Below are 25,421 nucleotides of genomic sequence, written 5' to 3' on the forward strand. Positions count from 1 at the left end.
GAGACTATTGATCAAAATTTTGATGCAAGTTTCACTCATGCAACGTAGTAACTATATCGGTGAAAATGATCGATAAACTTAATACACTCAAACTTGGTCTTTATTCTTTTAATCCATAGCCGTTTTAAAAGCACTGTAAGCCGCATAGCTAAAGATTTGACTGAAACAATAGATTTGATCAAAGCCTATTTCCGTCAGTAAGCTTTGATAATGCTGCTGGCTAATCAGTTCAAAATCATCTTCTAAACGCTGCATCATTTTTGTCGCTTGCGCAGCAGATAAACCTTGCATTTGGCAAAATTCAGGCAGGACAAGCTGCTCAAAATTCGAATGAGTTTGCATCAAGTCAAAACTTAAAAAAATGCCCTGCGGTTTAAGCAGTTCAAATGCTTTTGCTAAAAAATTCGTTTTCTCTGACAACGCAATGAAATGCGTCACCAAGATACTCAGCACCGCATCGAAACAACTCAACTGCTCAAAAGCAGTATGACTGCCCAAAACAAAATTGACGCGATGCAACTGTCCAGCGGCTTCAACGCGTTGCCGTGTTTGATTCAGCATGTTTTCAGACAATTCTGTAACGGTAAATGACCATGTTGGATTCAAGGCCATGAGATAACCCAATTCATAGCCCGTCCCACATCCAATGATCAGTACATGGGCATCTTCAGCGATATGGCAATTCAACACCGCCTGAATTTGTTGATGGACAAGTTCATAGCCGGGAATTAATTTTCGTATATGTGCATCATAACTTTCGACCACTTGCGGACTATTAAAATCTTTTGCCATGTAACATCCTGTTTGACATGTATGTCTAAGCTAATAAATATTCATTGTTCTATATGGATTATTTATTTCTGATGATGCCCAAGAATCTGCTGACTCAGCATTTCATAGACCGCTTTCAGGTCGACTTGATCAGCTTGCTCAAGCATATTGGCATGCATCTGCATGATATTTTGATCTCCACGCATTGCAGGGCCTGTTTGCATGTTACGTGGTTCAGCCCGAGTAGCTTTATTGGCTGTCTCTAAAATCAAAGGATAAAGCAAGCTAAAATCGACGTGTTTTGCATCGACAATCTGCTTTGCCATGTCATAACAATAATTACTAAAATTACAGGCAAACACCGCAGCAAGATGCAGACTCAAGCGCTGTGCCGAATCATATTGATAAACCCTTTGGCTAATGCTGTTTGCTAAATCTGTAAGTGTAGTCAAATCTGCAGAGTCGGCCGCTTCTACAAAGATCGGTGTCGAGGTCCAATCCACATCTCGATCTAAACTAAAGGTTTGTAAAGGATAAAACACCCCTGCTCGTGAATGCTGTTGGGTCAGTACCGTGATATTGGTGCTACCAGACGTATGCACAATCAAAACCTGTGACAGATAGGCTTTGACTTGCTGAATAACGGTTGCAATCGACTGGTCGCTCACTGCAATAATCAAAAGATCAATCTCAGCATTCAACTCAGTTGGGGTATGAATGGCTTCTGCACCTACAGTTGCTGCAAGTTTTTCTGCATTATCAAGATTTCGCGCAAAAACTTGCACAATGTGATGTTGTGGATGAAGCACATTGAGCAAATGATGTGCAACACGACCTGCACCCACAATACTGATTCGCATATAATTTTAACTCATTTTGGATGGCTACAGCATGTCAGGAAAATATCCGACGTGCAAATCGAGTCGTATTGATAGAATGATTTATTTTCAATACTTCCCATCAATTTCGCTCAGATAAGCACAAAAAAAGGGATGCGCTTCATCCCTTTTGCTAGATATCAATCTGAGTGTAATTCATATCATATCGCTTTCAATCTAGACAATATCCACGATATGCATTTGAGCCTTTACGATTTACCAATGATTTGATTCAGAGTCTGTAGGTATTGTTCTGCATCTCGGCGCGCATTGAATTTCTTTTCAAATACACCTGTGTTTTGCACACTGTTGGGTGTGTATTCTACCGAAACAACAAAGGTATCAAGCAAATCTCTATTAATCCGAATTGCAATAATATGATGTGAGTTTAAATAAAAACCTTCATCAACCTTAACTAACATGACCCGCCTCAAAATCTTGCACAATGAAATAGATAAAAAATCTAAACATTCATGAACTTGGATGCCTTACCGCATACAGTCATTCATATGTTAGACCTATTTTATTGTAGCGCCATTATGTGATTTATATTGCAATTATTATGTAATTTAAATAAATTCTCAGAGAAAATTTTTGAGTTTCAGCCATCTAAACATGATTGATTTTCAATTCTAGCTAAAGATTGGATAAAAAGACTGGATATAAAAAAAGCCTGCTGCCATAGCCATGGCAACAGGCTCATTTCAGTACGACTGATTTAACTCAAATCAATCGTACAGAGAGGTTGAATGATTAAACACTTAACATGCTATTTAAGGTTTCTGATACATTCTTCGATTTCACGACAGGTTTAAGCGCTTCAAGTTTGGCTTTAACTTCACTACGCTGCGGCTCTGCCAACGTGTACCAACGGGACAAAATTTGCAGTAACCGTGAACCGACAATTGGATTTTTCTCATCGAGGAATTTTGCTAATTCAACAATATGCTGCACACCAAAGCTCCAAGTGTTGACAGGATTGCTATTTAAGCCACCAGTAACCGCACGAATACGGTTCGGTACTTTCAAGTCATAGTCAGGATGAGCAGTCAGTGCCTTAATGGTTTCCGCAGTTGCTTTCGGATGTGCCGCTTGCAACATAAACCATTGGTCCATCGACAAAGCTTCATTCTTAAAGCGTGTGTAGAAGGCTTCTAAAGCTTGCTGTGCTTGTGGTGCATCATTCCAAACCAATACTTTTAAAGCACCAAGACGTTCAGACATATTGCCTGTAGAGCTGAATTGTTCACAGGCCAATTCAAATACGGATGCATCGCCTTGACGTGCCATCATACTCAACATGATGTTTTTCAATGCACGAACACCCATGGCTTGTGAAAATTCTTGCTGCGCATCTGGGTCTAAAGTTGCATAAGTCTCTTTAAAGAAAGCACCTAACTCACGTGCCACACGACTTAACAGTGCTTCACGCTGTTCTTGCACTTGGGCAGGACTGTAGTCGGTATCAATACGGCTACCTAAATAACCCTCTGTCGGTACATCGAATAAACGTGAAGCAAGTAATGGATCACGCTCAACCAACGCCGGTAATGTATTTTGAATAGCTTGAACATAGATGTCGGCATCATGGCCATTTAACAAAATACGTTCTAACAAGGTTTGGCTGGCTTGCCATTGGTTAAAACCATTCGGCTCGTACTGCATCAGGAAAGCAAGCTCTTCATCTGAATAGTTAAATTCAAGATTAACAGGTGCAGAGAAATTACGCAGTAAAGACACAACAGGCTGGGTTTTTACACCGCTAAATGTAATGGTTGCAGTATCGGTATCAAATAAATACACGCCATCTTTAATGCCATTTTCAACCAATGCATCTGAACTGAGAACTAACTGTTCACCACTCGTCGCATCAAACAATGCCAAAGCCACAGGAATAGGCACTGCTTTTAAATTTGGATATTTTGGATGCGCTTTTAAGCTTTGTTTGAAGCTTAAAGTATAAGTTTGATTTGCAGCATCGTACTCACCTTTTGCTTCAAGTTTTGGTGTGCCCGGTTGGTTATACCAAATCAAGAAACTCGATAAATCTACACCTGAACCTGCTGTCAGTGCTGCTACCCAATCTTCAACAGTCACAGCTTGACCATCGTGGCGTTTGAAATATTCGTCAGTACCTGCACGGAATTTTTCTTTGCCTAGCAAAGTCGCCATCATGCGGTTGATTTCCGCACCTTTTTCATACACTGTTGCGGTATAGAAGTTATTAATTTCAACAAAATGATCTGGACGCGGTGGATGTGAAAGCGGGCCTGAATCTTCTGGGAACTGATGTGATTTTAATACTGCAACATCATCGATTCGTTGTACCGCAGCAGATTGTAAATCTTCTGAGAACGACTGATCACGGAATACCGTCAAACCTTCTTTTAAACAAAGTTGGAACCAATCACGACAGGTAATACGGTTACCTGTCCAGTTATGGAAGTATTCATGTGCAATCACAGACTGAACACGCATGATCGCTGCATCTGTGGTGTATTCTTCATCAGCAAGCACACAAGAGGTGTTGAAAATATTCAAACCTTTGTTTTCCATTGCACCCATATTAAATGCACTGGTTGCCACGATCATATAATTGTCTAAATCATAAGGACGACCATAATGCTCTTCGTCCCAACGCATCGAATGTTTTAAAGCTTCCATCGCAATATGACATTTTGGAATGTCTTTTTCTTCTGCATAGATTTCTAAAGCAACATTACGACCTTCAGACGTCACGTATGAGTCTTTGAGTACTGCCAAATCACCAATCACACAGGCAAAAAGATACGATGGTTTTTTGGTTGGATCTTGCCAAACGGTATAATGACGACCTTCACCGGTTTCACCCGCTTCAATCAAATTACCATTGGCAAGTAATACAGGGAATTTTTTATCCGCTTCGACACGTGTGGTAAATACTGACAACACATCTGGACGGTCAGGATAATAGGTAATTTTACGGAAGCCTTCAGGCTCGTTTTGGGTAACGAATAAATCGCCTGCCGCTTGGTATAAACCTTCGAGTTGAGTATTGCTTTCAGGATGAATCACGACTTCGGTTTCAATGACAGCTTGGTCAGGTGCATTTGAAATTACCAGTTGTTCTGCATCTACAACATAGGCATCTGCTGGCAAAACTTGACCATTTAAGCGAATTGATTTGAGTTCCAAATCACGACCCAATAACACCAAATCTCCAGCCGTTTGACGCTGCATCACTAATTTTGCATTGACATTGGTATGCTTATCAAAGACTTGAATATCAAGATCGATACTATCTACGACAAATGATGGTTTTTGATAATCTTTTAAATAAACAGTTTGGTCTGCTTCGACCACTGGATTTGCCGCAATATTCATATCTCGTCCTATTCCTTAGTTATTGCTTCATCAGCTTTTTGAACACATTGTGAATGACTTGATCATACGACAAGATGCATAAGCTGTCTTCGCATTTACAATGATTTATATATGGGCTCAGCGCATGTTGTTTTCAATCATCTTTATAGAATAATTTAAAGGCTGGCACATATTTTCGCCATGTTTAAGCAAAATAAATGCCTGAGTTGAGTACAGCTATGACAATGTGCAAATTTTTTATCTACCTAAAATAAATAAAGCGCCTATATACTAGACAGAGAAAGTACAGGTGCTTAATCCATCTGTACGTTCAAATTATTGCGCTCAAACTTACCTGCTTAAGACTTATACGATTATTGATTTGCAAAAATTAAATCGAGTGCGCTGTCATAGTCTGCAGCAAAGTAAAATTGAAATGCCGTGACTTTTGAAGTGAGGAATTGCTGAATTTCTTCCGTCGCACCCGCCACATAAATTTTAGATACTTGATGTTGCTGCGCCAGGCCAAGTAACTCGATCGTCTTTTCCAGTGTTTGATCATGCCCAATAATCAGCGCACCAACCGTACCCTGTGACTGCTTATATAATTGCATACGGGTGATATTGCTGTTTTTAAGTGCGTCTGACATATGTATTCCATACAAAGAAAGGATAAAAAAAGATCAAAACCTTTAGAAATCCAGCTGAATCATACTATGTATCAATTTCAGTAGATTCCGCTTGGTTTCAATCCTAGAAGCCCAGATCATTAGAATTATAAGCTCAATATATACAAATATACTTTTCAAATCCAATCGCTTAGCTGATTCCTTCCAAAAAAGCACCTTAACTCTCGAATCATATCAATATTCTGATTTAGATTTGATTGCATACTTCTGTTTAAACGATGCACCAAGATGTTTCTTTTTCAACAGTTTAAGCATTTTGAGAATTCATTAGACATAGCCATACGCATCAATATTATTTTGTTACTTTTAAATTAATAATTTATTTTCAATATCTTAATAAAACAATATGCCGTTTATCTGCTTTAAAATGTCTACTCAAAACATTTGAGCATGCGTTTTGCATCTACTTAATTGCCAAAAGCAAAATCATCAGGCTAAAACAAAAAGAGGTGCATTATGTTTATTAAAGAACACATCATCCGTATTGAAAATATGAAGACCCTGCAAGCGCTTGATGCTGCAAATATCGATCATCAGGTAATTGCAATGTTTATGACCTGCGAAGGGATCCCACTCAAAGCCTTTGAGGTCAGTTCATTACTTAACTCATATAGTGCATTAGGCACTAAAAAAGTCGCGTCTAAAAAAGTGCAAGCCTTAATACAAGCCAAACAAGTTGGAGAGGAGGACGAATCGATCCCATGCCCAGCCGCTTATTAATAACCCATTCTGACTAAAAGCTGCATCATCACTATGCAGTTTTTTTATTTGTCGACATATCGCCTGAGCTGCCGCAACTGAAATTGCAAACCCGTCTTTAAACAGAGATGTGTATAATCAATTTAACCTTTCAAGAAACGCTGGCAACATGTTCAATATTCTACGCAAACAAATGGATGAAAGTACGCAATGCCCGTTGTGTCGTGCATCTATGTATTGGGTAGATGCTGAAAAATTAGATGAGCAAGAATTTAATTTTTATCAGTGTAGCCACTGTCATCATCAAATATTTCCAGAACAACAATACAACTGCCATTGTGAAAACTGTCAGGCCGCACGAAAAAAACTACTGAAAGAAACCCGCTTACAAGAACAGCGTAAACTCAAAAATAAAGATATCGTTGAACGTGAATTAAGTGAACTGAGTTTTTTACAGAAACTCTTTTTGCTGGCTTTATTGGATAATCATGTCCAAGAACATACGGCACATCAAGAATTTATCGACTGGGATACGATTAAATATCACAACATCAGCCCGAATTATCTCTTTCAACAGTCGCTCAAAAAGCATCTCGTGCATGAGCAAATTTTGATTGTGAAAGATGATGCACTACAAGCTGAACAGTATTATATAAATGTCCGTCTGGATGGCTATTCGGAGCCCAGTCTTTTTAGTGTCGCGCAGCAACTCCGTCATTGGTTTTATGAAAATTTAGCCTTGGGTGTTCCCTTTAAAAGTGCTGACGAAGTGAAAGAATGCTTGTATCTCCTACTTTTTCAAGAAATTGTGCAATTCATGCAGTTTTACTGTAAGACATGGGGTATTCAAATTGCAGGGAATAAAAGCTTTCAAGTGTTCTGTTATCGCCTACTCGACCATCTAGCGGTTGGGCAGATTTATTATATGATTCAGTCAGCACTCGAATACCTACATAAACAAAAAGCCCTGCAAGTCCGTAATGAAAATTTCATTAACACCAATCTGTTAAAAAAGACCTTACAGCAATACCGTGAACGTGTCTTACAGGAAAAATGGGAAACTTTTACCCTCCCTCGTCCGCCACAACTCCCCTTTAGTAAAATGAGTGAAATTTTGCTCTTTAACTTTTTAGGACTCGATGAAAGTATCTTTGTGCAACCAATACGCCATGCTTGGAAAAAAATCGAACCTCGCTTAAATTTTTATTCCACAAAGCGTTGCATGTACTGTGGTTCACAAGAACTCTCTGTCGATTATGATGCCGCAGATTATGTGACCCTGTTCTGCCGTAATTGTAAACATCAAGACCATTACTTCACCCGCTAAGGGAGAAAACGATGAATCAATCTAAAATTTTTGAAACGACCATGAACAGTGAATTGACTGACTTAAATAGCCCGCTTTTGCAAAGCGTTATTAATGCGTGGATTGAACTTCAATCCAAACAACCTTTGGTGCATATCCTCACCAATGCAGTCGCGAGCAATTATGTGGCCAATGTCCTTTTAGCTGCGGGTGCTTCTCCTGCAATGATTGACAATCCCTTTGAAGCTGAAAGCTTTGCCTCGATTGCCAGTGCATTGAATATCAATTTAGGCACGCCAACGTCTGAACAAATGCAGGCCATGCAAATTGCTGCACAAACAGCACAAAATTTAAATAAACCTTGGGTGCTTGACCCTGTCGGTTATGGCCCCGTTTTGCCGTGGCGATCTGAAATGGTTGACCAATTACTCCAATACAAGCCAAGTATTATTCGCGGCAACGCATCAGAAATTAGCGGTCTTGCAGGTAACCAAGGAGAATCACGTGGTGTAGATAGCACGCTCAATAGTGCAGAAATTTATTTAAATGCTGTGCCCTTGTTAGAACACTGTGAATGTGTGGCAATTTCAGGCGAATCAGATTTCATCTTATCGAAAGAAATGAATGCGGTGATACAGATTAATGGTGGATCTTACTTACAACCCAAAGTGACGGCTTCTGGCTGCGCTTTAGGTGCGTTAACAGCGGCTTATTGCGCCGTGAGTGAAACGCTAACTGCTGGCACGGTCGCAGCACATTTGCACTTTGCGATTGCGGGTCAAAAAGCCTATGAAATTAGCTCAAGTGTCGGCAGTTTTAATGTTGCATTTTTAGATGAAATTTATAATCTCAATGAAGATAATTTCAATCAACTTGCCAACATACAAATTTATGCACTATGAACTACGATAGCTTGAGAAAAAAACAGCTTGAGTAAAAGACTCAAGCTGTTCAGGGTTTCATGTTGTTTTTGAATAATTAGAACGCGTCAAAAAGCTTACTGTGCCGTACTATCACTTGCAGCATTGGCATCAAACATTTCTGAATCTTCGATCGTTTCTGTTGGATTACTCAAAATCATGTCTAGGTCATAGTCCCCCGCATAGACAATATTTTTTATTTTTGAACAGTCGCCATCACTCATTTCATAATTTAAGACTTTGGCTTCATCACCAATTTTAAACTCAGCACGAACAACGTTTTTATTTTCATCAAAACTCAGTTTAGGCTGAACGCCTTTTTTCGAATCTTGCTGCGGATCTTGGCTATCCGTGAATATATCAAAATCCACATTACACACTTGTTGCGACTGCTTACAGTTAATTTCTGCTTGCATACGTTCCGCTAACGATGGCTCAAAATAGGCAGCAAGTTGATCTTTACTCAAAGCATGTAATTTCAACTCTTGGTCATAAATTTGTTTGACCAGTTTTTCCGGTGCAACACATTTCTGCGATTGCTCTTGTACTTTTTGCTCTGCAGGCTGACAAGCCGTTAAAAAGATTGCCGCACCGAAACCGAATAATCGATATATCGTCATTTGTCGCATAATACATCCATGTCCATCATTAAACTGCCCGCCCAACTGCCAGATTCATACTTGCTTCAAAAATGGTTGATACATTTAATTTACAAATACACATTAACCCCATGCCATCAAAATAATCTGGCACGTGCTGCATAAAAAATTGAACATGTTCATCAGATTTTTTCCGTAGCCGAACCAATTGCTCAGGCGTCACCTTCGGTAAATCACAACGATGAACAAAAATATCCTCAGCCCGATGCTGCACATCATGCTGACGGATTTTATAACTATTTAAAACATCCGCATACTCAGTGGGCATCGGGACACCATGCCTTGGATAAAACTTAACAGAGCGCGAGGCAAATAATGTATATACCTTTGGTTGTGCCAATGTAGCCACAAACCACATCGGAATCGCTGGAAATCGAATCTGATGCTGCATCGCCACTTTAATCGCCGAGTTTAAGGTCAGGTTTTTCCGACGATAATCAACCAATACCCCTGCCCGTGAATTAAAAATAAAAATCGGCCGATTGTTATGCATAATTTTTAATATACGCACAATATTTTGCCCGATCAGTTTATCGTGCTCAAAATACTGAATAATTGGTAATGCAACAATATCTGGGTCATGCATGTATTGATAAAGTTGCTCAATCTTAGAAGTTGGGAAAATACATTGATCAAACTCCCAGAGCCGTTGAAACAACTCATGTTTTTCTTCAGTCGTGAGTTTGCAAAAATCAATGATATTCTCAGTGATCGCCATACCAACACCCATTTTTTTAATGGATTAACTTTGAATTTCTTCAAAGTACCTAGTTATAAAGTTTTCAAAAACGATATTTAAAATGAAATAAAATTATTCATAGATCATCAATGATGATTAAAACCCCGAGTTAAAAATGATTCGCTATTTAACCTAATGCTTTTTTAAAACCAACCCTATCAATATTTTTTACTTTTGAACGGCTTTGTTGCATAAATATGTAAGCATCTGATTTAAATAAATTTAATTTTGGATCAAAAAATAATCAAAACTTTTAAAATCATATAGTTATGAAATCTTTGTGCAACAAAGCCCTTTTGAACCGTTTTAGCCCTCAAAAAGCTCAAAAGTTGCAGCGTTTTTTGACTGTTACATCATGTAAACATAATACGTTTTAATATCGTGAATTGCAGCCCCTGTTATATAGGATTTCTTATACTTTCTAGTCATACAAAAAAGACAGCTTCGAAAAGCTGTCTTTGAGTTATTTTTAAAATTTACGCATTAAGCTTGGTAATAGATATCGACCGTTTTAATGCGGTTTTCATCCATTGCCGTAACTTTAAATTGGATGCCTTTAAAATCAACCACAGTCCCGACTTCAACATTGCCGTGAGTCTGATCTAAAATGAGGCCTGAAACACTGATATAACCATCATCTTCTTCGATCAAATCCAGCATTTCCAATTCAAGTTCTAACTGATACAGATCGAGCATGCCTGAAGCTTTCCAATGTTCTTCATCGATTTTAATCAAATCAAGTTGTTCATCCGCATCAGGGAATTCACCAGCAATTGCTTCAAACACATCGAGTGGTGAAATCAGACCTTGTACCGCACCAAACTCATCCGTAACCAGTACCAAAGAACCTTTTGAGGTACGCAAGGTATTAATCGCATCAATCACCTTCATCTTTTGGAAAATAAAGATCGGACGATGACGTTTAATCAATGCTTTTAGATCATCTTCACTGTCTAGAACATCAATAAGTTCTTTCGCGCGGACAATACTAATCACTTTATCCAAGCTACCACGACACACAGGGAATAAACTGTGCGGTACTGAAAGGACTTGCTCACGAATTTGCTCAGGTGTGTCATTTAAATCCACCCAAGAAATTTGATTACGGGGAGTCATGATCGACGCTACTGAACGCTCTGCAAGCGTCAATACCCCCCCAATCATGTAACGCTCTTCGTCTGCAAAGGTTTCTTGCGCTTGATTACCAACTTGATCGGCTTCTAAGCGTCCACCCATCAGCTTTAAAATACTGTCCGCAGTACGATGACGTAATGGAATTTTCGCTTCGTGTTTTTGAGCATTACGCTGACTAAACTGGTTAAAGGCTTCGATGACAATCGCAACACCAATACCTGAGTAGATATAGCCTTTGGGAATATGGAAACCAAAACCTTCTGCTATCAAACTAATACCGATCAGTAATAAGAAGCTTAAACATAGGATCACGACGGTCGGATGTCGGTTTACAAAAGCCGTTAGCGGTTTAGATGCAAGTAACATCACTGCCATTGCCACAATCATTGCTGCCATCATGACATAAATGTTGTCGACCATACCGATCGCTGTAATGACAGAGTCTAAAGAGAAAACCGCATCTAAGACAACAATTTGCGCAACAACTGCTGTAAAGCTGGCATATGCCACTTTTGTTGTCACTTGAACTTCTGGTTTTCCTTCTAATTTCTCATGTAGCTCTGTGACCGCCTTATAGACTAAGAACAATCCACCGAACAATAATATGAGATCTCGACCAGAGAATGTCCAATCAAAAATGGTAATCAGGGGCTTTGTTAATGTGACCAACCAAGAGATTGCAAATAACAATCCTAATCGCATAAATAATGCGAGTGAAAGACCAAGTACGCGGGCTTTATCACGTTGTTCTGGAGGGAGTTTTTCTGCCAAAATGGCAATAAAGACTAGGTTATCAATCCCTAGTACAATTTCTAAAATAATTAATGTAAGTAAACCAACCCAGATTCCGGGATCTAACAAAAATTCCATTAGCTCTCTTCCTCATTCTGGATTGTAAGAATATCTTCAATCAGACCAACGCACGGCGACGGATCCATAAATTTAACCTGTGTAACTAGAGACCTTTCCATTATGCACAATCTTGCGCATTTGTAATGTATTCAAGCATATTTTTTCGCATCAACTATATGACAAAATGTTAAAAAACGCTGAATACATTACAAATCATATGGCCGATAGAAAATACATATCTAGATGTTAAAACCTACTTTTTGATATATCCGCTTCCACTTTTAAAAAAGCTTGAATTCACCTGACTTTTAATTAAATGTGATTAACGACGTTGTAATAGATTGTATGACAAATCTAATGAATTATTTATTTCAACCTTTTGGTAAAAAATATTAATATTCAATTCAAATTAAAAACTTATTTATTTTCACTACACTATCTCTATACCTAACCTTATTTTTAATTTCTGTTAAGCATTTAGACAGAATATCAATATAATCTATTTAGATAATCTAAAAATGAGATATCTTCTACTTTCTATTTTTTTATTGTGAACTCTTGCTATTACCCTCTATTTTTCAATAGAATGTTAAAACATTAAATAAAATTAAAACAAATATTCAGGGGACTCCTTTATGACAAAAAAGTATTCAAAATTTTTACCATCCACCGATGACTTTAGTTTAGAAAATTTTCCTTTCTACTGGGTTACTCAGGTGCATTCACAATATGTTTTAAACGTCGACCATGCATTGAAAAAGTATGGCGTTGATAATTCACGTCGTCGTATCCTGCTCGCACTCAAGTCTAAACCACATGCGAGTGTTTCAGATTTATCTGAAATGGTCGTATCTAAAATGTCGACCACAACCAAGATCGTTTATCGCTTAAAAGATGAAGGCTTGGTAGATACTTATTCTTGTGAAGATGATGCACGTATTACCCGGGTTGTATTAACTGATAAAGGCACTGCAATGACGCAGAAGATTAACGATCTAACGAATGTCGTTCTAGAGCAATCTTTTGAAGGCTTAACACCCCTACAAATTGAAAAAACCATGGAAAGCTTAAAGCATATCTTTAAAAACTTAGCTCGCTAAGCATTTGCATCACCGAAATATCAATCGAAAATATTCAGTTGGGGACTGATTTTTTCGATTTTTATTTTGGGTGCGTGCGCACATTCAAACTCATCAACAGGAAAACCTTGTACAAAACTTTGGATGTTGGGTGATTTCCAACTTAGCCATTCCTCTAAGCGCGCATGCGGAATCACAATGACCGAGCGCTTTACATTGCCCGGCTCATGAAAGTGTTTCATCATCTCATGCTGAATAGCGTCCATCGTAATCATTGTACTTGAACGTACAATCTCATCACCTTGTCTACAAATGTCATATAAGGCAGCAATATAAAACGCTTCTCCATCTCTGCGTTTGACACTCCAACGCTGCGGCTTATTATCGATATACATTGACTCATAAAATTCAGACACGGGTATCACGCCAAACTTACATTTTGAGATCGCATTAATAAACGTAGGCTTTTGATACAAAGTTTCATTTCGAGCATTATAGGTTTTAAGTGCAATTGATTTGTCTTCGGCCCATTTAGGCACCATGCCAAAATTCACTTTTCGCCACTCTAGCCCTTGTTCAGACTTAAAGAGTAGCGGCAAATCATAATTTGGATAGACTTCCTCAGGATATTCAAAGCTGATTTCAGGCAAGTTTTGAGACTTTAATTGCGATAAGGTAATCGGTTTGAAATTAGCACACATATTTGCCATAATCCGCAAAAAATCAATCTTTATAATAAATGAAAAATCTAGACCGAAGTCGCTTTATCGTTTTAATTCTAATTTCAAGCCTATATTCAACCGCACATGCCGTAAAAGTCTCTGTACATACCGTTTCATTTCTACCTTTTAGTCTCGACGCGCTCTATCTCAATGAATATCCATTTAAACAAAGCCTGATCAATGAAATCGAGATCCCTGCAGGCAAATACCGCATTCAATATAAGCATTTTCGCAATCAGCAAATGATCAGTACACATCATTGGGTTACGGTCAAAAATCTTCCCAATACCCAAGAACAACAATTTTCATTGGTCATCTTGCCTGATGGTGAAGTAATCAATGTCTCTGATTTTAAAATTACATCTCCAGAGATGTTTCCTGAAATCCGTTTTGCAAAACGTGCTCAAAATAGTTATCGCTTGATGCAAAATCAGCAAAGACAAAGAGATCAGTTTGGCGTGATTTTTCCTGACGTAGATGAAGCCCATACGACGGAATTGGAAGATCAATTTGGCTGGTTTACGGTGAACGAAGATGAAGGGCGTGTCAGGACTAATTGTGCAGGCACGTTTAAAATCAATCCTCAAGATGCGCTCCCCTATTTCACTACTGCAAATTCAGCTCTTCAGTTTAATTATCAACAAGGAAACAAAATACATAACGCATATTTAGCGCTTAGTGATAACAATCCGCTTATTCCAATCGAAGATCGAACAATTCATGAGGCAACAGATTACAAAAATGGCTTGAAGTTTGATGTGTATATTCACAATATCCAAAAAATGAAAACCGAGAGTATTTCTTCTAATTATTCAATCTACAATTACAAGGTTCAGGTCAAGCTGTATATGACGGCCTTGCAGCGTAAACCTATGCTGTTGATGAATCACAAAATGTACTATCAGGATAATTGTTCAAGCCAAGATATTGGCTCTTTTCTCTATTACAAGACACGTTGGAGCCGTTTTTGGGACTATATTCTGCCTGACATTTCATGGAAATAAACTAAAAATGTCCTGCGTAACAGAACCTGCAGTGAAGTCTATTGCACAAGATTAAATAGACTTCACTTTGCGTATTTTAAGCAGGGAAAGTTTGCCAATGGGTGCGGGTAAATTCCTCAAATATCCAATCACCATTAAAACGACCAAGGCCTGAATTACGTTCACCGCCAAAGGGTGCATTAGAATGATCCGCCACACTGATGCCATTGATATGCGTCATGCCTATATCGAGTTTGGCAGCAAACTCTCCACCGCGCGCTAAGTTTGAGGTACATACCGCGCTCGACAAACCAAATCGGGTTGAATTCGCCAATTCAAGTGCATGCGCTTCATCTCGAGCTTTTAAAATTGGCAAAATTGGTCCAAAGCTTTCTTCTAATGCAATATCAGCGTGCGCATCCACATGGGTGAAAATATGCGGTGCAACCAATTGACCTTCTATGCCGCCTGCATAGGCTAAAATCGCATCTTGCTGAATAGCATTTTGAATAATGGTTTTTAATTTATCGACTTGCGCCTTATTGATGATAGGCCCTATCAGAGTTTCGGCAGCATTCGGATCACCGACCACAATGCTTTTTACCCTTTTAATTAATTTTTCAACATAAGCATCGTGTAGGGATTCATCCACAATCACTCGATTGGTACTCATGCAGATTTGCCCTTGATGCAAAAACCGCCCCATCACGGTCAGTTCAACGGCTAAATTTAAATCCGCATCATCTAAAATCACTAAAGGCGCATTACCGCCAAGTTCCAGCGCTAAACGCTTAATCCGTGAACTTCCTAGTGCTTTCACCCCGACCTGCTGACCCACTTCAGTTGAACCTGTAAATGAAATCATTTTAGGCACAGGATGCTCCACAAAATAGTCGCCAATTTCACTGCCGCTGCCTGCAACAACATTTAATACGCCATGCGGCAAACCCGCTTCTTCAAATAATTTCCCGAGTAACGTTCCACCTGTCACTGGCGTGTCACTTGCAGGCTTCAGCACCACACTATTTCCGCAAGCAATCGCAGTCACCACAGAACGCATCGACAAATGAAATGGAAAATTCCAAGGGCTAATCACCGCAATGACACCCAAGGGTTTGCGCAAGACAAAACTCTTTCGACTCGGATCTTTACTCTCCAACTGCGTGGTTTGCATTTTTTCAGGAAAACTCAGCGATTCTTGGATAATGCCGAGCGCCGCATCAACTTCAATATTGGCTTTTAAACGTGTACTCCCAGATTCATCTATCAGCCATTGAATAATTTCTTCTCTGCGCTGCTGAATGGTTTGAGCTAATTTGTTGATAACTTGCTGACGTACTTTAACAGACTTGGTCTTTTCTGATTTAAATGCTGCTTCTGCCGCACTATAAGCACTGTCTACATCAACACTGCTGGCTGCCTGCAATTCAAAAATCTCTGCTTGGCTAAAGGGATTTATATTTTTGATGTGACGCGTTGAAGTCCCTGCTCGCCATTGCCCACCAATATATTGCAAATCTAATGCGGTATAAGCTGACATCGTTTCCATCCCATTTTTATCATTCATTCCAATGTAAAGGCTTCAGCATTGAAAAGCTATGAGAAAAACAGGATAAAACTTTATAATTAATTTCTTTTACAACCTTATACTTTAAACAGGCTGATGAATCTGCCGCATCGCTTTATAGATTCGCCAATAAATATAACAGCTAATGATGACTTCAAAACTTAGATCTTTAACTGTGGTGAGTTGCTCAAGCGCAGCCTCCTCCATGTTAACGGTCAACATGGGTAACAGCCCTTCTACAACAACAGCGATCAAGATAAAGAGGACTAAACTCTGAATCGTTACGGGCAAATACAATGCAATAAAGCGCTTTAAAAAATCTCGGCCTTGCTCGCCGCCATTGGCTTTAAATATGGCATTCACCCAGCTAATCAGTAGACCAACTTGTAAAACAAACGAAGCCCAAGCTTCTGTAGGTTTGGATTCTGGGGTTAAGGTCAGTGCTAAGTAGCTAAAGAAAATCAATATTGAGCTGGCAATAAAGTAGTTTTTATAATGGCTTTCTGAGACTTTATTCAGTCGTATATCCTCCACCAACCGATTTACATTCCATAAATACATGGCGTTTCCTTTTCATTTTTTATGTCGACATTCTAACTTTCTCAAGCAATAAAAAAAGCCTCCGAAGAGGCTTTTTTTGATTTACAGATTAGTCACCTGTATAACCTTTTAATTTTAAACGGTAAGCATGAAGAAGCGGCTCTGTATAACCAGAAGGCTGCTCGCCACCTTTGAATACTAGGTCATATGCAGCTTTGTATGCATAGCCATCAAAGCTTGGTGCCATTGGTGTGTAAAGTGGATCGTTGGCATTTTGCTCATCCACAACTTTCGCCATGCGCTTAAATACTTCTTCAACTTGCTCAGCAGTTACGATACCGTGACGTAACCAGTTTGCAACGTGTTGAGAAGAAATACGTAAAGTTGCACGGTCTTCCATCAAACCAACGTTGTTGATATCTAGTACTTTTGAACAACCTACACCCAAATCAACCCAACGAACAACATAACCCAAGATACCTTGAAGGTTGTTTTCGAGTTCTTTGGTTTTCTCTTCTTCAGACCAGTTTGTATCTGTCGCTAAAGGCGGCGTTAACAAGTCATCTAAAGATAGCGGCTGAGTATTCAACAACTCTTTTTGACGTTCAGAAACATTGCACTGATGGTAATGGATCGCGTGAATTACAGCACCAGATGGAGACGGAACCCATGCACAGCTTGCGCCAGCTTCTGGATGCTCAATTTTCGTTTTGTACATATCAAGCAACATATCTGGTTTTGGCCACATGCCTTTACCGATTTGCGCTTTACCACGTAAGCCGGCTTGAAGACCGATCATCACGTTACGGTTTTCATATGCAGGGAACCAGATTTGAGACTTCACTTCGCCTTTACGAACGAATGGACCTGCTTCCATGAAAGTATGGATTTCATCACCCGTACGATCCATGAAACCTGTATTAATAAAGATCGTACGATCTTTCGCTTGCGCGATACAGTTTTTCAAGTTCACAGAAGTACGACGTTCTTCGTCCATGATACCGATTTTCAAAGTCTTCGCAGGTAGACCAAGCGCTTGTTCAGCACGCTCAAATAATTCAACTGCAAATGCAACTTCTTCTGGACCATGCATTTTTGGTTTAACGATGTACATAGAACCTTTACGAGAGTTCTTGTTTTCGTTTTCGCCTTTAATGTCTGCAAAGGTCAATAACGGTGTGATCAATGCATCCATGATGCCTTCGTAGATTTCAGCACCATCTACAAGGATCGCAGGGTTTGTCATCAAATGACCTACGTTACGAAGCAACATCAATGAACGACCGTGAAGCGTAGTTTCACCACCGATTAAGTTTTTGTGCGTACGATCTTTATTTAATGTACGAGTAACAGTTTTACCATTTTTCTCGATAGACTCAGAAAGTGTACCTTTCATTAAGCCTAACCAGTTACGGTAGCCTTCAACTTTCTCTTCAGCATCAACTGCAGCAATTGAGTCTTCCAAGTCTTGAATGGTCGTTACCGCAGCTTCAAGTACTAAATCTTTAACGCCAGCAGCATCTGTTGAACCAATTGGGCTCGTCGCATCAACTTCAATGATTACATGTAAACCATTGTTTAAAAGTACGATTTCAGTTGGTGCAGCTTCGTCACCATTAAAACCAACAAACTGAGCTTCTTTCGCTAAAGTTGCAGTTGAACCGTCTTTTAGGCTTACAACTAACTTTTTGCCTTCTACCGCATATTTAGTTGCATCTGCATGCGAACCATTTGCTAGCGGGAAAGTTTCATTTAAGAAGTTTTTAGCAAATTCGATAACTTTTGCGCCACGAGCTGGGTTATAGCCCTTACCTTTTTCCGCGCCGCCTTCTTCAGAGATCACGTCAAAACCGTAAAGAGCATCGTAGAGTGAACCCCAACGTGCATTCGCAGCGTTTAAGCAGTAACGTGCATTACGCACAGGTACTACCAATTGCGCACCAGCCAATAATGCGATTTCTTCGTCTACATTTTCTGTGCTGATTTGGAAATCTTCTACTTCTGGTAATAAGTAGCCAATTTCAGTAAGGAAAGCTTTGTAAGCTTCGAGTTCAAATTTGTTGTTGCGGTGCCATTCATCAATCTTCGCTTGAATGTCGTCACGCTTAGCCAATAGTGCTTTGTTCTTTGGGCTAAGATCGACAACGACTTGTTCAAAGTTTTTCCAGTAAGTTTCACTGTCTAAACCTGAACCCGGTAGTGCTTCATTTTCGATGAAATCGTAAAGTTCTTTAGCAATCGCTAACTTGCCTTTTTGAATACGTGCAGTCATTGTCTTTCCTGATATTGCTATTTTTTATAACAAGAGATTCTAGTATACCCATTTATACTTTGCTGAATAGTACTATCACATTCCTAAATAATGATCATTTTCTATGTAATGAAATACCCTCATCATTCAACATAATAAAGATCAGAAATACGACGTCATCATCAGCCTGAATACCTTTTTACAGTGTATAAAGTTTTTGAAATGTCGAAATTAGACTTAAGTGCAGAATTTTGTTCTAAAACTGAACAAATAGACCCAAGCGTCAAACAAACTCACTCGATTAAGCCATGAAATGCTGCCAATGTCGATGCTACAACTTCAACCAATCAGTTTAAATTTAACGCTTTTATCGATGAATTATTAAACAGCCATACTTCTTATTTAATGATGCTTTTATAATGAGACTTCGCTTTAACTTCTATTGTTCGTTCCACAGCTTTTCTTAATTTATACATGTTTTCTAAAACTAAAAATCAAAAAAAAGAACGCCATCAAGACGTTCTTTTTTCATTCCAACAGAAACGCTTAATTTTCTGCCGTAGATTCTGGTGCATTGATTTGACGGTGAGATGTATGTAGATAATCATCAGATTGCATTTCCAATAAGCGCGAACGTGTACGCTCAATTTCAAATGCCAATTTTTCACCTTGATATAATTCAATAATCGTATCTTCTGAAGTAAGCAACAACTTCACACCACGGTCATAAAATTCATCGACCAAATAGATAAAACGACGTGTCCCTTCAGACAAATAATCCGTCATGTGCGGCACATTACTTACCAAGACTGTATTATAAATATTGGCAATTTCAATAAAGTCCGCTGGACTACGTGGTTTTAGGCAAAGCTCAGAATATTCACACCACAGCACATCTTCCGTATGACCAATGGTTTCTACAATACGCTGATTAATAATAATTGGCTCTTGTGAAACCGTTTGGGTTTGCGTTAATGCTGTAAAACGCTGTGCCATCCACAACTTATGTTCATGTGTTAAAGGCGACTTAAACAACTGCGCTTGTTTCAATACACGTAAACGATAATCTACGCCTGAGTCTACGTTTAAAATCACACAGTTCTTTTTTACCATTTCGATGGTTGGGATAAAACGGTCACGATGAATCCCGTTTTTATACAAGCCATCTGGTGCGATGTTAGATGTTGCAACAAGGGTGATCCCACGCGTAAATAATTTTTGGAATAGATCACTCAAAATCATCGCATCCGTGACATTGGATACAAAGAATTCATCAAAGCAGATCACGACTGCTTCTTTATAAATTTGGTCGGCAACAAGGTCGAGTGGATTACGCTGACCTGAAAGCTTATTTAATTCACGGTGTACGTACTGCATAAAGTGATGGAAATGCATACGAGTTTTGCGTCGAAATGGCACAGAATCATAAAACTGATCCATCAGCCACGTTTTACCACGTCCTACACCGCCCCACATATACACCCCTTTAGGTGCAGTTTGACGACGGAAACGACGAAACGCTTTTTTAGAAGCCTTAAAACGTTGGATTAATTCTTGCCAAACTCGATCCAACTCATGCACCGCTTGCGCCTGTTCCTGATCTGGTAAAAACTGACCAGATGCTAAGGCTTGAGCATAACGCTCAGCCGGTGAAATCGGAGTAAATGCGGTGTTGTGTGGTGACTGAAAATCTGACATATCATTAAATACTTTTTTGGGCTAAATGAATTATAACGAAGAATAAACTCGAAGATATAACACTTTGGCAGTAAAGCGCATTGGCTATTTATTATATTGTCTCGGACTATGCCCAAACCAACGTTTAAACGCATGATTAAACGCCGCAGGTTCTGAATAGCCCAGCAATTCTGCAATCATTTCAATTGAATATTCATTATATTCAATCATACGGAGTGCTTTATCTTTAATAATATCTTCACGAATTTGCTTATAACTGGTATTTAACTGTTGCAGTTGATGACGCAAAGTTCTTTCAGGCAAGTTCAACGCTTGAGCAGTTGCTGCCATACTTGGCATCGCACCACTTTGTAATTCCAAATAATCTTGCACACGTTGAACCAATGATGGCGCATCTTCATCGGCGCTTAAACGTTCTAACTCCGCAATACATTTCGACTCATATAATCGAAAAGTAATAATATCTGCGGAAGGGATCCGAATATCTAAAACATCTTCATCGAACCAAAATGCCGCAAATGGCGCACCAAAGCGAACTTGAGAGCCATAATAATCAGTAAACATTTTTAATTTTTCAGGATCTTTGGGTTCAGCGAACGGCAAATCAATTTGAACTTGTGGTGTCGATAACCCCATCATTTTGTACAGATCACGGATGAATTTATACGTTCCAGAAATTTCCGACTGTGCCAATAATGCACCCAGTGGCGCATACACATCTTGCGGTTGATAGCACAAAGCCACTTTATGCTGACTGATTTGCAAACTTAAACGCCCAGTTAGATGCGTCAACTGTTGAAAGCGAATCCCCTGATTTAAAGCTTGGCGTAAAGTATCACTAGTGACCAATAACATCAGTAATGGGCCATAACCCGCCAACGTATAATGTTGACCAATAAATAACCCTTGCTCAGGTTCTACATCTTTACCAATGACTTGCAGTACATCCCACTCCAAACTTGGATGGATCACTGAAGTTGGATCGAGCGCGTCTACACGCAGCCCTATGGTTTGCAAACGTTGATCGACATCTACGCCTGCTTTACGCATTCCTTGTACTAAATACATCAGGCTTAGAATGGATCGTTTCATAAATCGTAAAATGACATTAAATTTTTTCTTTTTTACTACAAATTTGCAATTATGAACATTGCCGTTTCGATCAATTTTTCTGTCACCTCAATCATATTGTTCTGATCATGAACTCAAGTATTCTTAGCTTGTAATCTCGCTTGGAATTAAAAAAATGATGCAGGAAGCGTAAACAAAAACAGTGCAAACCCCAAACGCCAATTCTGAAATACATACACAAATCGCCATCATCGGCGGTGGTTTTGGTGGTATTGCTATGGCGATACGACTTTTACAACAAGGTAATCAAGATTTTCTGATTCTCGAAAAAGCCAATGATTTTGGTGGAACCTGGCGTGAAAACCGCTACCCTGGCGCTGCCTGCGATGTGCAATCACATATGTATTCACTTTCTTTTGCACCCAAAACAGATTGGTCAAAGCGTTACGCCGAAGCGCCGGAAATATTTGACTATATCCAACATGTCACCCGTGAATATAATTTAAAACAATTCTGTCGCTTTAACAGTGAAGTGCTTTCAAGCCAATACAATGAATCAACCTGTGATTGGCATTTAGAACTTAAAGATGGCGTTAAAATTATCGCTCAATACGTGATTTTTGCATCTGGCCCGTTACATGTCCCACAAATTCCACATATTCCAGGCATTGAAAAATTTAAGGGTAAAGTGTTCCATTCTTCACAATGGGATCATCAATATCCATTAGCAGGTAAAAAAGTCGCATCGATTGGTACAGGCGGCAGTGCCATCCAATACATTCCTGAAATCGCACCACAAACAAAGCAACTGTATGTTTTTCAGCGTACAGCTGCTTGGGTCATTCCACGAGATGAGCGTAGTTATCATGGTTTAGAAAAATCACTATTTAAAAAATATGATTGGTTTCGAAAAATTCACCGTGCTCGCCTGTATTGGACCAACGAATCACGTGTAGTGCCAATTGTTAAACCGACCACCATGAAGTATGCGCAAAAACTTGCAGAACTGTATATTAAGTATCAAGTGAAAGATGCTGAACTTGCCAAGAAACTAACGCCAAACTACATCATGGGTTGTAAACGCATTTTAATTTCTAATAAATACTTTCCAACGTTTAATCGACCTAATGTGGAATTAGTCAGTGATGCAATACAAGAAATCACTGAAAATGCCATTATTACCAAAGATGGAAAATCCCGTGAAATCGATTGTCTGATCTATGGTACCGGCTTTATTACCGATCCAAGAATTTATTTAAAATCATTTGAATGTATTGGTGAAAATGCTCAAGAACTCAAACAAGTTTGGCAAGCTGGCGCAGAAAGTTTTTATGGCATTTGCACCAAAGGCTTTCCAAATCTATTCCAATTATTAGGCCCCAATACTGTGCTTGCCCATAATTCAGTGGTATTTATGATTGAGGCACAAGTCGATTACATCTTACAAATGATGCAATTGGTTTCAAAATCTAATGTTCAAGCCATTGCTGTCAAAGATCAGGTGCAAGATCAATTTAACACTCATGTACAAGACATGCTTGATGGTACGGTATGGCAATCAGGCTGCGTGAGTTGGTATCAACAAAATGGCGGTAAAAATTTTGCACTGTGGCCAACTTATACATGGAAATATTGGCTGGCTACTCGAAAAATAAATCCAGCCGATTTTCGACTCCTCAGTAAAACAAAATCTAGTCATGCAGCTTAAGCAATAACAGGTCATAATAGGCAGGTATTCATTATCTGCCTATTTTTGTATGCAATCTTTCTGGTTGATTTTCCAGCTCTTAGCCTGTTTAGGGCTTGGTTTTATTCTTGCACGTCGCCTACCCACTTGGCTTGAAAAAATCGCCTTTAAACTCCTGCCGTACTTTACTTATATTTTGTTATTTGCGATTGCGATCGAATTTTCTGAAACATTACACACTATTCCAGCACCTCTGCAAATCCTCTCTTCATCAGTACTTATTGCACTATTGACCTCAATGGGTGCGTTTATTTGCTGCTATATTTTGTTTAAGCTTTTAGGCTACAAACCCAGTCATGGCAAAGTGTCCATGCAGTTAGTGACAAGCTCACTCATCAATATTAGCTATGCTTTTATTGCATTAGGTTTAGGTTATGCTTTTGCTGAAATGGCAGCACATTTTAGTCTTCAGCCACATATGAGTACTTGGGATCTACTTTTAGTCTTCATGTTTCTGATTGGTCTAGATCTCGCCTACTCACCACTCGATCATTCTTGGTTAAATTGGAAAATTCTACTTGTTCCACTCGGCTGTATCGTCGGTTCACTTTTGGGCGCATTTGCTGCAGCCTATTTATTGCCACAAATCAGCCTGAAAGATTTGATTATGCTGTCACAAGGCTATGGTTTCTATTCGATGACAGGCATCGTCGTGACTGAATTAAAAAATGCGCATCTAGGCAGTATCGCGCTGATGAATGATTTATTCAGAGAAATTTTTGCGATTGTATTTATGTATATTATTGGCTGGCGCTACCCACGCTCTGCAATTTCATCTGCGGGTGCAACAGCTATGGATGTCACCCTACCTATGGTCAAACAAGCCTGTGGTAATGATTTTATTCCACATGCCATGGTCAGCGGCTTTATCCTTTCTGTACTTGCACCGATATTGGTGAGTATATTGGCGGCTATCTAACCCCTCACCTAAATCCTCTCCCAAAGGGAGAGGACTTTCTCTCTCCCTTTGGGAGAGAGTTAGAGAGAGGGTAAATATTAAAGTGTCGCCAAAATATCTTTTAAAGTCTGACGCATATTATCCGATTTAGTAATTGGACGGCCAATCACCAAATGTGTAGAACCATCAAGCATGGCTTGTTTAGGTGTCACAATTCGTTTTTGATCATCCGCTGCAGAACCCTCAGGACGGATACCCGGTGTTACTAATGCAAAGTCAGCACCCAAAGTTTCACGTAACATTTTCGCTTCTTGTGCCGAACAAACTACACCATCCAAACCACTTTCTTTCGTTAAAGTCGCAAGACGCTTCACATGTTCAAAAGGTTCCACATCTAAGCCTAATTCCGCAAGATCTTCACGACCCATTGATGTCAAAACCGTAACAGCAATTAGCTGAGTATTGTAATTGCCCGCCTTTAGGCGCTCTACACAGGTTTCCATCATTTTACGGCCACCTGATGCATGGACATTGACCATCCACACACCCATATCCGCAGCTGCACAAACTGCTTGTGCTGTGGTGTTTGGAATATCATGGAATTTAAGATCTAGAAATACTTCAAAACCTTTATCGTGCAATGCTTTAACGATACTTGAACCCTCATGGGTAAATAACTCTTTACCAACCTTAACTCGACATAATGCAGGATCTAACTGCTCTGCAATTGTAAGTGCGTCATATTGGCTTTTAGCATCTAGTGCAACGATGATACTCAAGAGACTTACCCTTCATTTCGACAAAATTAGTGCATTATAGATGGATTCAACTTGATCAGAAAGTCATAAAACTCATGTTAATTGAAATGATTAATTT

General features: G+C 39.2%; 22 protein-coding genes. 7 read left to right on the plus strand and 15 right to left on the minus strand.

The window, feature by feature from the left end; translation table 11 throughout:
* Window positions 1-108: 108 nt before the first annotated feature.
* From G0029_RS09845 to G0029_RS09865, 5 genes are all read right to left on the minus strand, one after another.
* Entirely contained in the window at window positions 109-792 is a 684-nt protein-coding gene (locus G0029_RS09845; RefSeq protein WP_180106633.1) for a class I SAM-dependent methyltransferase, read from the minus strand.
* A 62-nt stretch (window positions 793-854) separates the two neighbouring features.
* Entirely contained in the window at window positions 855-1,631 is a 777-nt protein-coding gene (locus G0029_RS09850) for a Rossmann-like and DUF2520 domain-containing protein (protein ID WP_180106635.1), read from the minus strand.
* A 227-nt stretch (window positions 1,632-1,858) separates the two neighbouring features.
* Window positions 1,859-2,071 carry a hypothetical protein gene (locus tag G0029_RS09855; RefSeq protein ID WP_078193638.1) on the minus strand — a complete coding sequence of 71 codons (213 nt, stop codon included), beginning with the start codon at window positions 2,069-2,071 and terminating at the stop codon, window positions 1,859-1,861.
* A 331-nt stretch (window positions 2,072-2,402) separates the two neighbouring features.
* Window positions 2,403-5,012, minus strand: a complete 2,610-nt coding sequence (pepN, locus tag G0029_RS09860; protein WP_180106637.1) for an aminopeptidase N — start codon at window positions 5,010-5,012, stop codon at window positions 2,403-2,405.
* Between the two features lie 353 nt (window positions 5,013-5,365).
* A complete protein-coding gene (locus G0029_RS09865) occupies window positions 5,366-5,641 on the minus strand; it encodes a hypothetical protein (protein WP_180026862.1) in 276 nt (91 codons plus the stop codon).
* A gap of 495 nt (window positions 5,642-6,136) precedes the next feature.
* Between G0029_RS09865 and G0029_RS09870 the strand changes: the two genes are divergently transcribed.
* The 3 genes from G0029_RS09870 to thiM all read left to right on the plus strand — a co-directional run bounded on the left by G0029_RS09870 (window position 6,137) and on the right by thiM (window position 8,587).
* Window positions 6,137-6,400: a hypothetical protein gene (locus G0029_RS09870; RefSeq protein WP_111885040.1), complete on the plus strand. Its 264-nt coding sequence runs from the start codon at window positions 6,137-6,139 to the stop codon at window positions 6,398-6,400.
* A 148-nt stretch (window positions 6,401-6,548) separates the two neighbouring features.
* Window positions 6,549-7,706 (plus strand): hypothetical protein, encoded by a 1,158-nt coding sequence (locus G0029_RS09875; RefSeq protein WP_180106639.1) that lies wholly within the window; start codon window positions 6,549-6,551, stop codon window positions 7,704-7,706.
* An 11-nt stretch (window positions 7,707-7,717) separates the two neighbouring features.
* On the plus strand, window positions 7,718-8,587 hold the full coding sequence (thiM, locus tag G0029_RS09880; protein ID WP_180106640.1) for a hydroxyethylthiazole kinase: 870 nt from the start codon (window positions 7,718-7,720) through the stop codon (window positions 8,585-8,587).
* A 95-nt stretch (window positions 8,588-8,682) separates the two neighbouring features.
* On the opposite strand, the gene G0029_RS09885 is transcribed toward thiM, so the two are convergent.
* The 3 genes from G0029_RS09885 to G0029_RS09895 form a co-directional block, all read right to left on the minus strand.
* Window positions 8,683-9,234 (minus strand): hypothetical protein, encoded by a 552-nt coding sequence (locus G0029_RS09885; protein WP_180023898.1) that lies wholly within the window; start codon window positions 9,232-9,234, stop codon window positions 8,683-8,685.
* A 19-nt stretch (window positions 9,235-9,253) separates the two neighbouring features.
* The gene (locus G0029_RS09890) at window positions 9,254-9,982 is read right to left on the minus strand and encodes a hypothetical protein (protein WP_180106642.1); all 729 of its coding nucleotides are present in this window, start codon (window positions 9,980-9,982) and stop codon (window positions 9,254-9,256) included.
* Window positions 9,983-10,486: 504 nt separating this feature from the next.
* Window positions 10,487-12,007: a TerC family protein gene (locus G0029_RS09895; protein ID WP_180106644.1), complete on the minus strand. Its 1,521-nt coding sequence runs from the start codon at window positions 12,005-12,007 to the stop codon at window positions 10,487-10,489.
* 617 nt (window positions 12,008-12,624) lie between these two features.
* On the opposite strand from G0029_RS09895, the gene G0029_RS09900 reads away from it, so the two are divergent.
* Window positions 12,625-13,089, plus strand: coding sequence for a MarR family winged helix-turn-helix transcriptional regulator (locus G0029_RS09900; protein WP_078193646.1), 465 nt, complete (start codon window positions 12,625-12,627; stop codon window positions 13,087-13,089).
* Window positions 13,090-13,109: 20 nt separating this feature from the next.
* Here G0029_RS09900 and G0029_RS09905 read toward each other — a convergent pair whose 3' ends face one another.
* Window positions 13,110-13,769 (minus strand): SOS response-associated peptidase family protein, encoded by a 660-nt coding sequence (locus G0029_RS09905; protein WP_180109729.1) that lies wholly within the window; start codon window positions 13,767-13,769, stop codon window positions 13,110-13,112.
* A 38-nt stretch (window positions 13,770-13,807) separates the two neighbouring features.
* Here G0029_RS09905 and G0029_RS09910 point away from each other — a divergent pair, with 38 nt between their 5' ends.
* Window positions 13,808-14,794 carry a hypothetical protein gene (locus tag G0029_RS09910; RefSeq protein WP_180109730.1) on the plus strand — a complete coding sequence of 329 codons (987 nt, stop codon included), beginning with the start codon at window positions 13,808-13,810 and terminating at the stop codon, window positions 14,792-14,794.
* Between the two features lie 76 nt (window positions 14,795-14,870).
* Here G0029_RS09910 and G0029_RS09915 read toward each other — a convergent pair whose 3' ends face one another.
* The 5 genes from G0029_RS09915 to G0029_RS09935 form a co-directional block, all read right to left on the minus strand.
* A complete protein-coding gene (locus G0029_RS09915; RefSeq protein WP_180109731.1) occupies window positions 14,871-16,313 on the minus strand; it encodes an aldehyde dehydrogenase family protein in 1,443 nt (480 codons plus the stop codon).
* A gap of 111 nt (window positions 16,314-16,424) precedes the next feature.
* On the minus strand, window positions 16,425-16,901 hold the full coding sequence (locus tag G0029_RS09920) for a hypothetical protein (RefSeq protein ID WP_078193648.1): 477 nt from the start codon (window positions 16,899-16,901) through the stop codon (window positions 16,425-16,427).
* 88 nt (window positions 16,902-16,989) lie between these two features.
* The gene (locus G0029_RS09925; protein WP_168378907.1) at window positions 16,990-19,152 is read right to left on the minus strand and encodes a malate synthase G; all 2,163 of its coding nucleotides are present in this window, start codon (window positions 19,150-19,152) and stop codon (window positions 16,990-16,992) included.
* Between the two features lie 525 nt (window positions 19,153-19,677).
* On the minus strand, window positions 19,678-20,829 hold the full coding sequence (gene zapE / locus G0029_RS09930; protein WP_111885050.1) for a cell division protein ZapE: 1,152 nt from the start codon (window positions 20,827-20,829) through the stop codon (window positions 19,678-19,680).
* A gap of 84 nt (window positions 20,830-20,913) precedes the next feature.
* Complete coding sequence (locus G0029_RS09935; RefSeq protein ID WP_180109732.1) at window positions 20,914-21,921, minus strand: AraC family transcriptional regulator; 1,008 nt, start codon at window positions 21,919-21,921, stop codon at window positions 20,914-20,916.
* 181 nt (window positions 21,922-22,102) lie between these two features.
* Between G0029_RS09935 and G0029_RS09940 the strand changes: the two genes are divergently transcribed.
* Window positions 22,103-23,608: a flavin-containing monooxygenase gene (locus tag G0029_RS09940; RefSeq protein WP_227591808.1), complete on the plus strand. Its 1,506-nt coding sequence runs from the start codon at window positions 22,103-22,105 to the stop codon at window positions 23,606-23,608.
* Window positions 23,609-23,657: 49 nt separating this feature from the next.
* Window positions 23,658-24,566 carry a lysine exporter LysO family protein gene (locus G0029_RS09945; RefSeq protein ID WP_180106656.1) on the plus strand — a complete coding sequence of 303 codons (909 nt, stop codon included), beginning with the start codon at window positions 23,658-23,660 and terminating at the stop codon, window positions 24,564-24,566.
* 77 nt (window positions 24,567-24,643) lie between these two features.
* On the opposite strand, the gene pyrF is transcribed toward G0029_RS09945, so the two are convergent.
* Window positions 24,644-25,324, minus strand: coding sequence for an orotidine-5'-phosphate decarboxylase (gene pyrF, locus G0029_RS09950; protein ID WP_078193653.1), 681 nt, complete (start codon window positions 25,322-25,324; stop codon window positions 24,644-24,646).
* Between the last annotated feature and the right edge of the window lie 97 nt (window positions 25,325-25,421).

Origin of the sequence: Acinetobacter sp. YH12138 (assembly GCF_015218525.1) — a bacterium.
In the GTDB taxonomy this organism is placed as follows: domain Bacteria; phylum Pseudomonadota; class Gammaproteobacteria; order Pseudomonadales; family Moraxellaceae; genus Acinetobacter; species Acinetobacter amyesii.